The 15750-nt window shown below is 38.0% G+C and carries 10 protein-coding genes; all 10 read left to right on the top strand.

Translation table 11 applies throughout. The features are described from left to right. Positions 1-91 precede the first annotated feature (91 nt). The 10 genes from KQI69_RS03425 (at position 92) to fucO (ending at position 15698) form a co-directional block, all read left to right on the top strand. Positions 92-1162 carry a C40 family peptidase gene (locus tag KQI69_RS03425; protein ID WP_216563888.1) on the top strand — a complete coding sequence of 357 codons (1071 nt, stop codon included), beginning with the start codon at positions 92-94 and terminating at the stop codon, positions 1160-1162. A gap of 436 nt (positions 1163-1598) precedes the next feature. Continuing rightward, positions 1599-2126: a ribosome hibernation-promoting factor, HPF/YfiA family gene (gene hpf, locus KQI69_RS03420; protein ID WP_216563887.1), complete on the top strand. Its 528-nt coding sequence runs from the start codon at positions 1599-1601 to the stop codon at positions 2124-2126. Between the two features lie 225 nt (positions 2127-2351). Continuing rightward, positions 2352-4916, top strand: a complete 2565-nt coding sequence (gene secA, locus KQI69_RS03415; protein WP_216563886.1) for a preprotein translocase subunit SecA — start codon at positions 2352-2354, stop codon at positions 4914-4916. 132 nt (positions 4917-5048) lie between these two features. Continuing rightward, a protein-coding gene (prfB, locus tag KQI69_RS03410; RefSeq protein ID WP_216563885.1) for a peptide chain release factor 2 occupies positions 5049-6168 on the top strand; the annotation gives its coding sequence in 2 pieces (ribosomal slippage) (positions 5049-5123 and positions 5125-6168; 1119 coding nt in all). Positions 6169-6183: 15 nt separating this feature from the next. Further along, positions 6184-7398, top strand: coding sequence for a homoserine dehydrogenase (locus KQI69_RS03405; protein ID WP_216563884.1), 1215 nt, complete (start codon positions 6184-6186; stop codon positions 7396-7398). Positions 7399-7619: 221 nt separating this feature from the next. After that, complete coding sequence (locus KQI69_RS03400) at positions 7620-10013, top strand: Tex family protein (protein ID WP_216563883.1); 2394 nt, start codon at positions 7620-7622, stop codon at positions 10011-10013. A 2-nt stretch (positions 10014-10015) separates the two neighbouring features. Beyond that, positions 10016-11944 carry an aryl-sulfate sulfotransferase gene (locus KQI69_RS03395; RefSeq protein ID WP_216563882.1) on the top strand — a complete coding sequence of 643 codons (1929 nt, stop codon included), beginning with the start codon at positions 10016-10018 and terminating at the stop codon, positions 11942-11944. 62 nt (positions 11945-12006) lie between these two features. Next, a complete protein-coding gene (gene cysC / locus KQI69_RS03390; RefSeq protein ID WP_253288983.1) occupies positions 12007-12612 on the top strand; it encodes an adenylyl-sulfate kinase in 606 nt (201 codons plus the stop codon). Positions 12613-12801: 189 nt separating this feature from the next. Then, complete coding sequence (locus KQI69_RS03385) at positions 12802-14295, top strand: chromate transporter (RefSeq protein ID WP_216563880.1); 1494 nt, start codon at positions 12802-12804, stop codon at positions 14293-14295. 254 nt (positions 14296-14549) lie between these two features. After that, complete coding sequence (gene fucO / locus KQI69_RS03380; RefSeq protein WP_216563879.1) at positions 14550-15698, top strand: lactaldehyde reductase; 1149 nt, start codon at positions 14550-14552, stop codon at positions 15696-15698. The last annotated feature ends 52 nt before the right edge of the window (positions 15699-15750 follow it).

Genomic DNA, 15750 nt, shown 5'->3' with positions numbered 1-15750 from the left:
TCTGCTTCGGCAGTACGAAAACATACTCGATGAAATAGGAATGAAACATAAAAGTTTACAACTTTTTATAAGTTTTCAGTAACGGTGGCTAATGCAGAAATTACATTTCAAACAAAAGTTTATCAGATGTGGATTGGTCGTGGCATCACAGCTTGTCATAATGTGTGGTGCATCTGCCGTCAAGCCAAAAACAGCGGAAGCAGCCAATGCAAATCTTGCCATATCGATAGCAAATGATTATGTAAACATCAGAAATAAGCCGTCATTGCAGGGGAAGATAAAAGGCAGACTCTACAGAGGTGGAGCAGTTACCATAACAAAAACCTACGATAATGGCTGGGCACTTGTAAAAAGTGGAAATTTCAGGGGCTACATAAAAACAGAATTTCTTGCAACTGGAGCAGAGGCACAGAAACTTGCAAAACAATATGGTATAAAATACATCACGGTAAAAAAGAATGTAACCTCACTGAATGTCAGGGAGAAGACAAGCAAAACAGCAAAAGTTATCACACAGATCGCATCTGGAGAAAGTTTTTATGTTAGAAAGATGTGTGGAAAAAGCTGGGTAAGGATTTCAGTTGATGGGGATCTTGGCTATGTAGCAAGAGATTATGTAAATCTCAAAGTTAAGTATAAGCATCCTGTATCTATAAACAAAATTCTTGAAGATGAGAAGAAGCAGCAGGAAAGTACATCAAACAGCAGCACAGATACCAATAATACGACAAAAACAGAAGATAGTACAAAGAATGACAATAATGTTACAAAGACAGTCACAAATGATGATGAAGATAAAAACAAAGTTACGGGAAGCCAGATTGCAAAATATGCACAGAAGTTTTTGGGGTGTCCATATGTATACGGTGGAACAAATCTGACAAAAGGTTCAGATTGTTCAGGATTTACCCAGAGTATATATAAAGAATTTGGATACAGCATACCGAGAACATCGTTAGAACAGTCTTCATATGGTACAAAAGTAAGCGCGTCATCCGTAAAAGAAGGGGACCTTGTGTTTTACAAAAATGGCAAGACAGTCGGACATGTTGGTATATATATCGGAGATGGACAGATTATACATTCAAGCAATGAAAAAGACGGAGTAAAAATTTCACAGATGAATTATAGAACGCCTTATTGTATAAGAAGAATTGTCTGACAATTTTTGAAAAAATCTGGAATGACGAGATAAAATAATGTTGTGGCAGATAATAAAAAACTGAAAAATAGTAAAAAAAAGCACTTATAAACATTAAATTCACAAAAAATGTTGATAACTCGATAAAAAGTGACAGCATATTATGTTGAAAAATGCGAAAAATCATAGTTATGCACGAAGTTATCAACATTATCCACAAAAATAAAATCCACAGATTGTTGACTAATCTGTTAATTAGAATTGTCACACAACCGGAAAGTAAGTTTCCAGGTACTGTTTTCGGACTGCAATCTGTTCGCAACATATTGAAAAATAATCTTTGGTAATAAATATCAATTAAAAGGTGAAAATGGTCGTATCAATTGTGCAATATTACTTGATTTTTGTGAAAATATGAGGTATAATATATTTAACAATTTGTAAAGGAGTGATAGTCATGAAATTTATTATCAGTGGTAAAAATCTTGATGTAACAGATGGACTTAGAGCAGCAATCGAGGAAAAAATCGGAAAGCTTGAGAGGTATTTCACTCCGGAAACTGAAGTTCATGTTACTTTGAGTGTAGAGAAAGAAAGACAGAAAATAGAGATTACGATCCCTATGAAGGGAAACATCGTACGTGCTGAGCAGGTAAGCGACGATATGTATGTTTCTATAGATTTGGTTGAGGAGGTTATTGAGAGGCAGTTACGCAAGTATAAGAACAAACTTGTTGACAAGCAGCAGTCAGCTACAAGCTTGAGCAAGGCATTTATCGAAGAAGAGATTGATGATGATGACGAGATAAAGATTATCCGTTCAAAGAAATTTGGCATGAAGCCTATGGATCCTGAGGAAGCATGCATACAGATGGATCTTCTCGGACATAACTTCTATGTATTCCGTAATGCAGCAACAGATGAAGTGAATGTAGTTTATAAGAGAAAAGGAAATACATTCGGACTTATCGAGCCTGAATTTTAATAATTGAGATAAACACTTTGGAGAGAGTGTTACATATATCAAAAGTTTCAAAACAAAAAGTATGAAAAATCATTTAAGCCAAACAGCCCCGGAGATAAATCTTCGGGGCTGTTTCTTTAAAAAAACAACAGTTGAAAAACCCTCTATTTAATGTTATACTAGGAAATAGTTTTTTTAGGTGGTTAAATACTACATAAACAGTAATAATGTATAGGAGTGAAATTCATGAGTATAATTAGCAAAATCTTCGGTACTCACAGTCAGCATGAAGTGAAAAGAATTATTCCGATAGTGAATAAAATAGAAGCTCTTGCACCTGAGTTCGAGAAATTAACAGATGACGAGCTTAAAGCAAAGACGCCTGAATTTAAGGCACGTCTTGAAAAAGGGGAAACTTTAGATGATCTGCTTCCGGAAGCTTATGCAACAGTAAGAGAAGCAGCAACAAGAGTTCTTGGAATGAGACACTATCGTGTACAGCTTATTGGTGGCGTGATCCTTCATCAGGGTCGAATTACTGAGATGCGTACAGGTGAAGGTAAGACACTTGTTTCGACACTTCCGGCATATCTTAATGCATTGGAGGGAAAAGGTGTTCATATCGTTACGGTAAACGATTACCTTGCAAAGCGTGATGCCGAGTGGATGGGAAAAGTTCATGAGTTTCTTGGACTTACTGTTGGTGTTATATTGAACTCGATGGATAATGATGAGAGAAGAGAAGCATACAACTGTGACATAACATATGCCACAAACAATGAGCTTGGTTTCGATTATCTTCGTGACAATATGGTAGTTTATAAAGAAGAACTTGTACAGAGAGAACTTCATTATGCAATCATCGATGAGGTCGATTCAGTTCTTATCGATGAGGCGAGAACACCACTTATTATTTCAGGACAGAGCGGAAAATCAACGAAACTTTACGAAGCCTGTGACATTTTTGTTAAACAGCTTACAAGAGGTACTGCAAAAGAACTCTCTAAGATGGATATCATCATGAACGAGGAAGAGCAGGAAACAGGTGATTATGTTGTTGATGAGAAAGATAAGAATGTAAACCTTACTGAAGAAGGTGTAAGAAAAGCTGAGAGATTTTTCCAGGTTAAAAACCTTGCAGATCCGGACAATCTTGAATTACAGCATAATATAAATCTTGCGTTAAGAGCACATTCTCTTATGTTCAGGGACAAGGATTATGTAGTAAAAGACGATCAGGTACTTATCGTTGATGAGTTTACAGGACGTATCATGCCGGGACGTCGTTTCTCTGACGGACTTCATCAGGCTATAGAAGCAAAAGAGCATGTAAAAGTTAAGAGAGAGAGCAAGACTCTTGCTACTATTACATTCCAGAACTTCTTTAACAAATATGCAAAGAAATCAGGTATGACAGGTACAGCCCTTACAGAAGAAAAAGAGTTCCGTGATATTTATGAGATGGATGTTGTCGAAGTTCCGACAAACCTTCCGGTTGCCCGTATAGATTATGAAGATGCGGTTTATAAGACAAAGGAAGAAAAATTCAATGCTGTTGTTGCTGATATCATAGAAGCACATGAAAAGGGACAGCCTGTACTTGTAGGTACGATAAATATTGATACATCAGAATATCTCAGCGAAAAACTTAAAAAGAAGGGCATACCTCATAAGGTACTTAATGCTAAATTCCATGAGCTTGAAGCAGAGATAATCGCAGATGCAGGTCAGATGGGTGCTGTCACTATCGCTACTAACATGGCAGGTCGTGGTACTGATATCAAGCTTGGCGAGGGCGTAAAAGAACTCGGTGGATTAAAGATAATAGGTACTGAGAGGCATGAATCACGCCGTATAGATAATCAGCTTCGTGGTCGTGCCGGCCGTCAGGGAGATCCGGGTGAGTCACGTTTCTATATCTCACTTGAAGATGACCTCATGCGTCTTTTCGGTTCAGAGAGACTTATGGGACTTTTCTCAGCAATGCCTGATGGAGAGCAGATTGAGCATAAGATGCTTTCAAATGCCATTGAAAGTGCACAGAAGAAGATTGAGGGTAACAACTTTGGAATCAGAAAGAACCTTCTTGAATTTGACCGTGTAAACAATGAGCAGAGAGAAGTTATATATAAAGAACGCCGCAAGGTTCTTGACGGTGAGAATATGCGTGATACTATCTACAAGATGATAACTGATGTTGTAGAAAAATGTGTATCATCTATTATCGGTGATGAGACTGCACCGGAAGAATGGGATATTGCAGAGTTAAATAATGTACTTCGTCCTATTGTACCTATCGAGAAGATAGTTCTCACTGAGGAGGAAGAAAAACATGCTACAAAGGCAGAACTTATACAGAGACTTAAAGAGGAAGCAGTAAAAGTATATGAAGCTAAAGAAGCAGAATTCCCTGATGCAGACCAGATAAGAGAGGTAGAGAGAATTATCCTTCTTAAAGTTATTGACAGAAAATGGATGGATCATATCGATGATATGGATCAGCTCCGTCAGGGTATCGGACTTCAGGCATACGGTCAGAGAGATCCTGTAGTAGAGTATAAGTTTGCAGGATTTGATATGTTTGATGCAATGATAGATGCTATTACTGAAGAGACAGTAAAGGCACTTACACATATTCAGATAGAGCAGAAAGTTGAGCGTGAGCAGGTTGCGAAAGTTACTGGAACAAACAAAGATGAGACAGTAGCATCAAAGCCAAAGACACGCGAAGGCAAAAAGGTACAGCCAAATGATCCTTGTCCATGTGGAAGCGGCAAGAAATATAAGATGTGCTGTGGAAGAAAATTCTAAATGGTGCAGGGGACGTGGTATATAGCGGTCTAAGGCATCAGTTGTGGTCAAAAGATATTTTGACTACAGTGTTATGAGCAAGTAGCAGAGCGGATTGCGAATATCCGCTTTGACATAGAAAGAGGTGAGTTGATGGTAGAATTTGATAATATAAAAATAGCATTATCAAATTACGATGAACCACTGCTTGAAATGGGGAACTCACTTTGACTTAGCTAATAAGCGTGACAGAGTCGAAGAGTTGGAACACACCATGGAAGAGCCGGGATTTTGGGATGACCCAGATAAATCGGCAGCGGTTGTTCAGGATTGTAAAAAGTTAAAATCAGTTATTGAAAGATATGAGAAACTCTGCAGTGACAGAGATGATATAATTACTCTCATTGATATAGCTGAGGAGGAAAATGATGCGAGCCTTCTGCCGGAAGTGGAGGAATCATTTCAGGCATTTGAGGATGAGTACAAAGCACTCAGGATTGAGACACTGCTTAGTGGTGAGTATGATAAGTGTAATGCTATACTTACGCTTCATGCAGGTGCAGGCGGAACGGAGAGTTGTGACTGGGCAAGCATGCTATGCAGAATGTATCAGAGATGGGCAGAGAAAAAAGGTTTCAGTGTTGAGATGATTGATTTTCTTGACGGTGACGAGGCAGGCTACAAGTCTGTTACATTGCAGATAGATGGTGAAAACGCATATGGTTATCTTAAATCAGAACATGGTGTACACCGTCTTGTAAGAATTTCACCGTTCAATGCTGCAGGAAAAAGACAGACTTCTTTCGTATCATGCGATGTTATGCCGGATATAGAAGAAGACCTTGATGTAGAAATCGCAGATGATGATATAAGGATAGATACTTATCGTTCAAGCGGTGCAGGTGGACAGCATATAAACAAAACATCATCGGCAATCCGTATCACTCATTTTCCAACAGGAATAGTGGTACAGTGTCAAAATGAGCGTTCACAGCATATGAATAAAGATAAAGCCATGCAGATGCTCAAGGCGAAACTCTATATGCTTAAACAACAGGAGCAGCTTGAAAAGGCGAGCGGTATCCGTGGCGAAGTCAAGGATAACGGCTGGGGAAGTCAGATCCGTTCATATGTAATGCAGCCTTATACTATGGTTAAGGACAATAGAACCGGTCAGGAAGTAAGCAATGTAACAGGTGTTCTGGATGGAAACATAGATCCGTTCATAAATGCTTATCTTGCATGGATCACATCAGCAGATAAAGAAAAGTAAGAGATGGAGGAAGAGATGGTAAAGGTAGGAATATTAGGATATGGTACAGTAGGTTCAGGTGTTTTTGAGATATTAAACAAAAACAGTGAGATTATTACAAAGAGAGCAGGTCAGGATATAGAAGTAAAATATGTGCTTGACCTTAGAGATTTTCCGGGAGATCCTGCAGAAAAATATGTCGTACATGATTTCTCAATACTTGAAAATGATGATGAAGTAAAAATTGTCGTTGAGACAATGGGAGGACTTCATCCGGCATATGAGTTTGTAAAAGCAAGCCTTCTTAAAGGAAAAAATGTTGTAACATCAAATAAGGCACTTGTTGCTGCATTTGGTACCGAACTTTTACAGATTGCCAGAGATAAAAATGTAAACTTTTTATTTGAGGCAAGTGTTGGCGGCGGTATTCCTATCATAAGACCACTTCAGACATCATTAGCACCTGATGAGATAGAGGAGATTTCAGGTATCTTAAACGGTACTACAAATTTTATTCTTACTGAGATGACAGAAAACGGTTCGGACTTTGACTCAGTACTCAAAGATGCACAGGCAAAAGGATATGCGGAAGCAGATCCTACGGCAGATGTAGAAGGACATGACGCATGCCGTAAGATTGCCATTCTTACTTCCCTTGCATATGGAAAGCAGCTTGATTTTGAAGATATTTATACAGAAGGTATCACAAAGATAACAGACCGTGATATCAACTATGCGTCAAAGATCAAGGCAAAAGTTAAGATTTTTGGCTCAAGCAAATTAGTGGGGGATAAAGTCAGTGCTATGGTCGCACCGAAGCTTATAACACACGACCATCCTCTTTACAGTGTTGACGGAGTGTTCAATGCTATCCTTGTGAAAGGAAACATGGTCGGCGATGTAATGTTTTACGGTCAGGGAGCAGGTAAACTTGCAACAGCAAGTGCGGTTGTTTCTGATATTATGGAAGCATCAGAAAATCTTGACAGCAATATAAATGTTATCTGGTCAGAAGAGAAGCTTGAGCTTATGCCTATGGACGAAGTAGTATCTAAATTCTTTGTCAGAGTGTCAGGAAATAAAGCTGACAATGAAGCAAAGATAAAAGAACTATTCGGCGAGGTTGAGTTTGTAGATGCAGGATATACAGATGAAACAGGTTTTGTAACAAAAGATATCACAGAAGCAGTATACGAAAATGCTGCAAAAGAGATGGGAAATGTTATAAATAAGATTCGTTTTGATGCATAAAACATACAAAATAGTTAGCACGGAAAAATTAAATCGTTTATATATCTACAACAGGCGGCTATTTTTATAGCCGTCTGTTGTGTTTTTCAGGGGTATAATTACATTTAGTCAGAGCAGGTAATTTTTTTAGCAAAACAAATTGTTTTTTTCAAATTGTTTTGTGATAAACTGCTTAGAAATAATGGGGATTAGTATGCATAGAAGCAGAAAAGAGGATTATCATGGATAATAAATTAGATATTGCGGCAAAGATTGCCGGGGAACTTGATATAAAAAAATGGCAGGTAGAAGCTGTTATCAAACTTATAGATGAAGGAAACACGATTCCTTTTATCGCAAGATATAGAAAGGAAGCTCATGGTTCTCTTGATGACGAACAGCTTAGAAATCTTAACGAGAGACTGACTTATCTTAGAAATCTCGAGGAAAAGAAAGCACAGGTTATAGCAAGCATTGAGGAGCAGGGAAAACTTACAGAGGAACTTAAAAGCCAGATAGAGCAGGCACAGACACAGGTTGTGGTTGATGACCTCTACAGACCGTACAGACCAAAGAGAAGGACAAGAGCAACTATCGCAAAAGAAAAAGGTCTTGAGCCGCTGGCTGAGATAATCCTTGAGCAGACAGCATCGGAGCCTGTAGAAAAACTTGCCGCAGATTATGTGTCGGAGGAAAAAGAGGTTGCAATGCCTTCGGATGCCGTTTCAGGGGCGAAGGATATAATAGCTGAGATAATATCTGACAATGCAGATTATCGTATGTACATAAGAAATATAACGATGCAGGAGGGCTTGCTTGTATCGGCTGCGAAAGATGAAAAAGAAAAGTCTGTTTATGAAATGTATTATGAATTTCAGGAAAAACTCGATAAGATAGCAGGTCACAGGATACTTGCGATAAACAGGGGAGAAAAAGAAAAATTCCTCACAGTAAAAGTCGAAGCACCTGAGGAGCGTATAATCACTTATCTAAAAAAGATGGTTATAACGAAAGACAATGCCAACACAAATGAAATCCTTGCGGACACCATAGAGGACAGTTACAAAAGACTTATAGCACCTGCCATAGAGCGTGAGATAAGGAATGAACTTACTGAGAGAGCCGAGGACGGAGCTATAAAAGTCTTTGGAAAGAATCTTGAACAGCTCCTGATGCAGCCGCCTATTCAGGGAAGAAATGTGCTTGGCTGGGACCCGGCATTCAGAACAGGCTGTAAACTTGCCGTAGTTGACAATACGGGAAAAGTCCTCGACACGACAGTAGTATTTCCTACAGAACCTCAGAATAAGGTCGAGGAGACAAAAAAGACAGTTAAAAAACTTATCGACAAGTACGATATATCCCTTATATCAGTGGGAAATGGAACGGCATCGAGAGAGTCAGAGCTTATAATAGCAGAGATGTTAAAAGAGATAAATAAGCCAGTTCAGTACATTATAGTAAATGAAGCGGGTGCATCTGTTTATTCAGCCAGCAAACTTGCAACGGAGGAATTTCCGGAGCTTAATGTCGGGGAGAGAAGTGCCGCTTCGATAGCGAGAAGACTTCAGGATCCACTCGCCGAGCTTGTAAAGATAGATCCAAAATCCATAGGTGTCGGTCAGTACCAGCACGATATGAACCAGAAAAAACTTGAGGAAACACTTACGGGAGTTGTCGAGGATTGCGTAAACAGGGTTGGTGTTGATATAAATACAGCATCAGCTTCACTTCTTGAATATATATCAGGTATAAGCAAGGCTGTCGCAAAAAACATTGTCATATACAGAGAGGAAAATGGTAAGTTCACGAACAGAAAGCAGCTTTTAAAAGTTGCAAAACTCGGACCAAAGGCATTTTTACAGTGTGCAGGATTTTTAAGGATAGAGGGTGGAGATAACCCTCTTGATGCGACAAGCGTTCACCCTGAGTCATATGAGGCAGCCGAGGCACTTCTTGAGAAACTTGGTATATCGCAGGAGGAACTGAAAGAAATTCAGGCAGAGGCAGCAAAGACCGTTGAGCATAAGAAGAAAGCTCAAAATACAAAACTTGAGAGAAAGAAAAAGAAGAAGGATTTTGTTGTCAAAAATAAAAACTCGGCATTTGGTGCAGCACTTATGAAAGCATTAGGTGACGGTGCAGGTATTGAATTTGAGGATGATGGAGATAATTCTAAAAATACATCAAAAAATAACAGGGATAATTCATCAGATACGGGCAAAAATGCAAAAAACAGCATTGAGTACCGCATAAAAGACAAGGCAAAGATGGCAAAAGAGCTTGGAATAGGTGAGATAACGCTTACTGATATCGTAAAAGAGCTTGAAAAGCCGGGCAGAGATCCGCGTGATGAGATGCCAAAGCCTATACTTCGCACTGATGTACTTGAAATGAAAGACTTAAAACCGGGAATGATTTTAAAGGGAACAGTCAGAAATGTTATAGATTTCGGTGCATTTGTGGATATAGGAGTTCATCAGGACGGACTTGTTCATATATCTGAGCTTTCGGACAACAGATTTGTAAAACATCCGCTCGATGTGGTCAGTGTCGGGGATATAGTTGATGTCAAAGTTATGAGTGTTGATCTTGAGAAAAAGAGGATTCAGCTTACAATGAAGATGAAAGGCTAAATATGAAAAAATTATTTGTTGAAGTAAAGAATGGCGGCAAGATGACTTACAGTGTAAGTGATCTGAATAAGTTAGACAGGATGTATGAGACAGAAGTATTTGAGAGAAAAGAAAAAAGGATAATGTCGCCTTTTAAAAAGGAGATGCAGAAAAGTTTCCAGGCACAGGTAAGAGATTATGCATTTGAAAAGATATTAGACAGGCATCTTTATACATTCAAATATCTTTTGGTTATACCTGATCCGTATGGACTTGCAAAACAGACAGCTCTCATTTTGTTTAATTCTTCAAAAGAATGTAAAGTTGTGTACAGGGTGCTTGGCGATACACCTGACTGTGATTTTACGGGTGAAACAGTGTACACAACGAGGCACAGAGTTCCAATACTTGGCTTGTATGGCGGAAGAAACAATAAAATCGACCTTAAGCTTGTTGACCGTAATGGAGAAGTCATAAAACACAGAATGTTGCAGATATATGTATCTCCTATACAGGAGAATATAAGAAATGTGGTAGCCAAAAACGACATGAAAATGTCACATTTCGGTTTTATACTGCTTAATACTGCGGTAGGCAGTCCGGTGGCGATTGACGGACATGGTGATGTCAGATATTCACTTCAGATAAAAACAGGAAAGCTGGGTATGATTCCGCTTGCAAATGGTCATTTTCTTTTGGTGGATAAAACAGCCAACAGAGTCGATAAATATGGAAAGGTTACACCGTGCAGGTATCATGAGATGGATTATATGGGAAGAGTTTATAAAACTTATCTTCTTGAATACAAAATAGGAAGAGCCATAACACAGCATGGAGATTCACTTTTCTTTATAACGGCATCTGATGATGAACATGTTTCAGACAGGATAGCAGAATTGAATTTAAATACAGGTGAACTTATAAAATACTGTGATATTCATGAGCTTGTAGGAGAAGAGTACAGAAGGTATGATAACTGGATAGATACATCATATATTGAATACAATGACGGAAGGCTTCTTATAACTGCCAAAAGATTAAATTCTGTTATAAATATTAACTGGAGCGAACTTAAGATTGACTGGATCATAGCACCGCCACAGGTCTGGAAAGGCAGTAAAGTAGAAAAATATGTACTTACTGACATGTCAGAAAGTGTCGATGAGAATAAAAAGATTCCCATATGTTCATTTCCTGAATATGCATCTGTCATGGAAGATAATCATGATGAAAAAAAGATTGTATTATTCGATGTAAGAAATGTTATCAAATTTGAAGGAAAAGTGCTTGTGCCGGGAGGAAAAAGATCGACAAAGAATTCGCTGGTAAAGATTATAGACATAGACGAGAAAAATATGTCATTTAAAATAAGAGAATGTACAGAAGTTCCAAATTCACTCAGATACTCAAGGGTACTTCACTCGGAGGATGAAAAATATCTTCTAGTAACTCAGGGGTACTTAAGGAACAGGATTGGTGCTACTCATAGTGCTATTCAGGAAATAGATGCAGCTACAGGAGAAAAACTGCACAGTATCGGGATAAAGAAAGTATTTTCTAATGCATGGATATTTGCACCGGATATACAGGACTACTGTACGTCAATGGAGAAAAATGACAATGTAATATTTGGAAAGCTTGCTCCTTTAGAAAGATTTGAAGGAAAGCTGCCGCCATTATCTGAAAACAGGACTGATGGTTACTATTTTGGAAATGGAAGGATATGTGATGAACTGTTTTTGTGCAATATGAGACCAGGGACAGTAGACAGGATTTATTTTATTGGCGGAAAAAATGCATATGTCAAAGATATGGAAAATGTCAGATTTGTCAATAAGAAAGAAGGATTTGCGATTCCTTTGGATGACTTTGACATAGACGAATATCATGTATATGTCGAATACGATGACGAAGTGCATAAATTAAAAAATGAAATTCGCATTGTAAAATAATAAATGACTTATTTTAGGGAGGGAGACATTTACAGATAATTTGACAGTTTATGGAGGAAAATATGGAGATAGCAGCAAAGTCAGAAAGAAATCTGACATGGCACGATATGGACATAACAAGAGAGGTACGTGCAGACAGATTGGAACAGCAGCCAAAGACAATCTGGCTCACGGGATTATCAGGAGCAGGCAAATCGACAATAGTAAATGAATTAGAGAAAAGATTGTTTGTTTATGGCAAAAAGACTATGGTACTTGACGGTGACAATGTCAGGATGGGGTTAAACAAGAATCTTGGATTTAGCGAAGAGGATAGAGTTGAGAATATACGACGTATAGCCGAGGTATCTAAATTGATGAATGATGCGGGGATTATTGTACTTACATCGTTTATATCTCCGTTTAGGAAAGACAGAAGAAATGCAAAAGAAATAATAGGAAAAGACAGTTTTGTTGAGGTATATATCAGCACTCCGATAGAAGAGTGTGAGAGAAGGGATGTAAAAGGTCTTTATAAAAAGGCTAGGGCAGGAAAAATATCAGATTTTTCGGGAATATCAAGTCCTTATGAAGAACCGGAATCACCTGATATAGAAGTAGATACCACAGGAAGAACAATAGATGAAACTGTCGATTATATATATTCAGAATTAAAGAAATACTTATAGATGAAAGACAGACAGTATATGGTGAAAATGCAGGTCACTATATACTGTCTTTGTCAGATTATATGACATATTGTAATAAAAATGAGTATAAGCATTTGATTTTGTAATATAAATGAACTTTTTTCTAAATAGGGTTGCTTTATTCATAGTAATCCTATATGATATAGAAAAAAGATAGGAATTAAAGATATGAAGGCAAATATACAAAAAGAACTTAAACTGATGGCTTCAATTTTTAAAATAGGTGTTGTTGGTTTCGGAGGCGGAACAGCTCTTATACCCGTTATTGAAAGAGAAGTTGTAGAAGACCAGAAAATAGTTGAAAAAGATGAATATGATAAGGATGTTATAGTTGCAAGTATAACACCGGGAGCACTTCCGGTTGAAATTGCAACGGGACTTGGAAAGCGTGCATATGGTGCAAAGGGAATGGTGCTTGCTGCGTTTCTTATGGCGTTTCCAGGTGTACTTATGACAGTTCTTATGTTATCTGTATTATCTAAAGTCGATGAAAAACTGTTTGTGCAGATAGAGTGCCTTTCAATAGGACTTACAGCATTCATAAGCTGTCTGCTTACACAGTATGCCGTAAAGAGTATGCAGGAAGCAAAAAAAGAAAGTGATAAGAGATTTCAGCGTGCTTTTGCACTGATGATAGCGGTTTTCATATTATCATGTGGAAAATCAGTTTACAGCATACTCGGAATAGAAGCTACACCGATGTTTGGTCTGTCAACAGTACAGGTTCTTGGAATTGCCTTCTTTGGAATATTTTATACACATTGCAGATTTAATATCAAAAACACACTTGTATCAGGAATAACGATTATTTTATATATACTCTGTGTAGGAAAAGCAGGAATTATAAAAAATATATATCTTGAAACAGGATTAAAAGTATTTATGTTCGTACTTGCAATACGCGGACTCTGCATCTGTACTAGATATGGTATGAGCAAGGGAAAAAGATCTGAGGAAGAGCTTTCAAAATCAGGTCATAAGCTTACACCAGCCAAATTCACGAAAGAAATGGTAACATGGTTTTTATTTATAGTAGTACTTTCAATACCTGCTTTCATCATAACTAAAGATACATGGATATATCTTTTAAGAGGATTTGCATCATCTGTAATATCATTTGGAGGCGGAGATGCATATCTGTCCGTAGCTGACGGTATGTTTGTAAGCACAGGCATGATAAAAGAAAGTGAATTTTACAGCCAGCTTGTATCAATAGTAAATGTATTACCAGGTTCGATCTTATGTAAAACACTCGCCGGAATCGGTTATTTTATCGGATATGATATAAATAACAGTGTCCTTGCCGGATTTGCAGTGGCACTTGCCGGATTTGCATGCAGTGTAGCAGCATCGGGAGTGGTATTCTGCATAATCTATTATCTCTATGAAAAATTTGAGGGAATAGCAGTATTCAGGCTTATAGGAAGATGGATAAGACCTATAATAGCAGGACTTTTGTTAAATGTTATGGTATCAATGATATATCAGAATATAGCGACAGGACTTGCAATAGGAGGAAAAGTAGCAGCAACACTTATCATAACATTTGTTATCTATGTGATAAATCTTGTACTTATGCTGAAAGTAAAAGCAGGTAATGGAAAGCTTATACTTGTATCTGCGTTACTTGGGCTTGTACTTTGCAATGGGATTTTAATTTAAGGTGCAGGTGATGATAGAAATCATACCTATTTTTTATTGATTTTTGAATCAATATTTTGTATAATGTATATATAAATTTGCTGATTGTATTTGAATAGTTGGTGGATTTATACAAAAATATCGTTATATATTTTGGGGGTGCGAAACTATTATAATCTATTATTAAATTGTATTGTTATAAGTTTGCGATTTATAAACCATATAATCAGTTTCGCCATTACCTGATATGCATTTATACAGGAGGTATATAAATTATGGCAAATCGTTTTATTTTAAATGAGACATCTTATCATGGAGCTGGTGCTATTGCAGAAATCGCTACGGAGGTTAAATCAAGAGGGTACAAAAAAGCTTTTGTTTGTTCTGACCCGGATCTTGTGAAGTTTGGTGTTACAAAGAAGGTTCTTGATGTTCTTGAGAAAGACAGTCTTGATTATGAGCTTTATTCAAATATCAAGCCAAATCCTACTATTGAAAATGTACAGACAGGTGTTGAAGCATTTAAGAAGTCAGGTGCAGATTATCTTATCGCTATAGGCGGAGGTTCTTCGATGGATACTGCAAAGGCTATCGGTATCATCATCAACAATCCTGATTTCGCTGATGTTGTAAGTCTTGAAGGAGTTGCTCCTACAAAGAATAAATCAGTGCCTATACTTGCAGTACCTACGACAGCAGGAACGGCAGCAGAGGTTACTATCAACTATGTTATCACCGATGCTGGAAAGAACAGAAAGATGGTATGTGTAGATCCTAAGGATATTCCGGTCGTTGCATTTGTAGACCCTGATATGATGTCATCTATGCCTAAGGGACTTACGGCTGCAACAGGTATGGATGCACTTACTCATGCCATTGAGGGATATATCACGGCAGGAGCATGGGAACTCTCTGATATGTTCCATCTGAAAGCTATCGAAATCATATCACGTTCACTCAGAGGAGCAGTTGACAACACACCTGAGGGCAGAGAGGGCATGGCTCTTGGTCAGTATGTTGCAGGTATGGGATTTTCAAATGTCGGACTTGGTATCGTACATAGTATGGCACATCCGCTCGGTGCACTTTATGATACACCGCACGGTATTGCAAATGCCATAATTCTTCCTACGGTTATGGAATACAATGCAGAGGCAACAGGAGAGAAATATCGTGACATAGCAAAGGCTATGGGTGTTGAAGGTACGGAGAATATGTCTCAGGAAGAGTACAGAAAGGCAGCAGTAGATGCTGTAAAACAACTCTCAAAAGATGTTGGAATACCTGCCGATCTCAAAGATATCGTAAAGAAAGAGGATATACCTTTCCTTGCACAGTCAGCGTATGATGATGCATGTCGTCCGGGCAATCCAAAGGAGACAAGCGTAGAAGATATAACAAAACTTTATGAGTCACTTATTTAACACTATCAAGTAAGTCCCCCACTTCTATTGCGTAAAGCAATAAGTGGGGGTG

It is taken from the genome of Eubacterium sp. MSJ-13 (assembly GCF_018918235.1).
Taxonomy (GTDB): Bacteria; Bacillota; Clostridia; order Lachnospirales; family Lachnospiraceae; genus Butyribacter.
The sequence above is the reverse complement of the archived record's forward strand: the minus strand, read 5'-3'. Positions and strand labels throughout refer to the sequence as shown.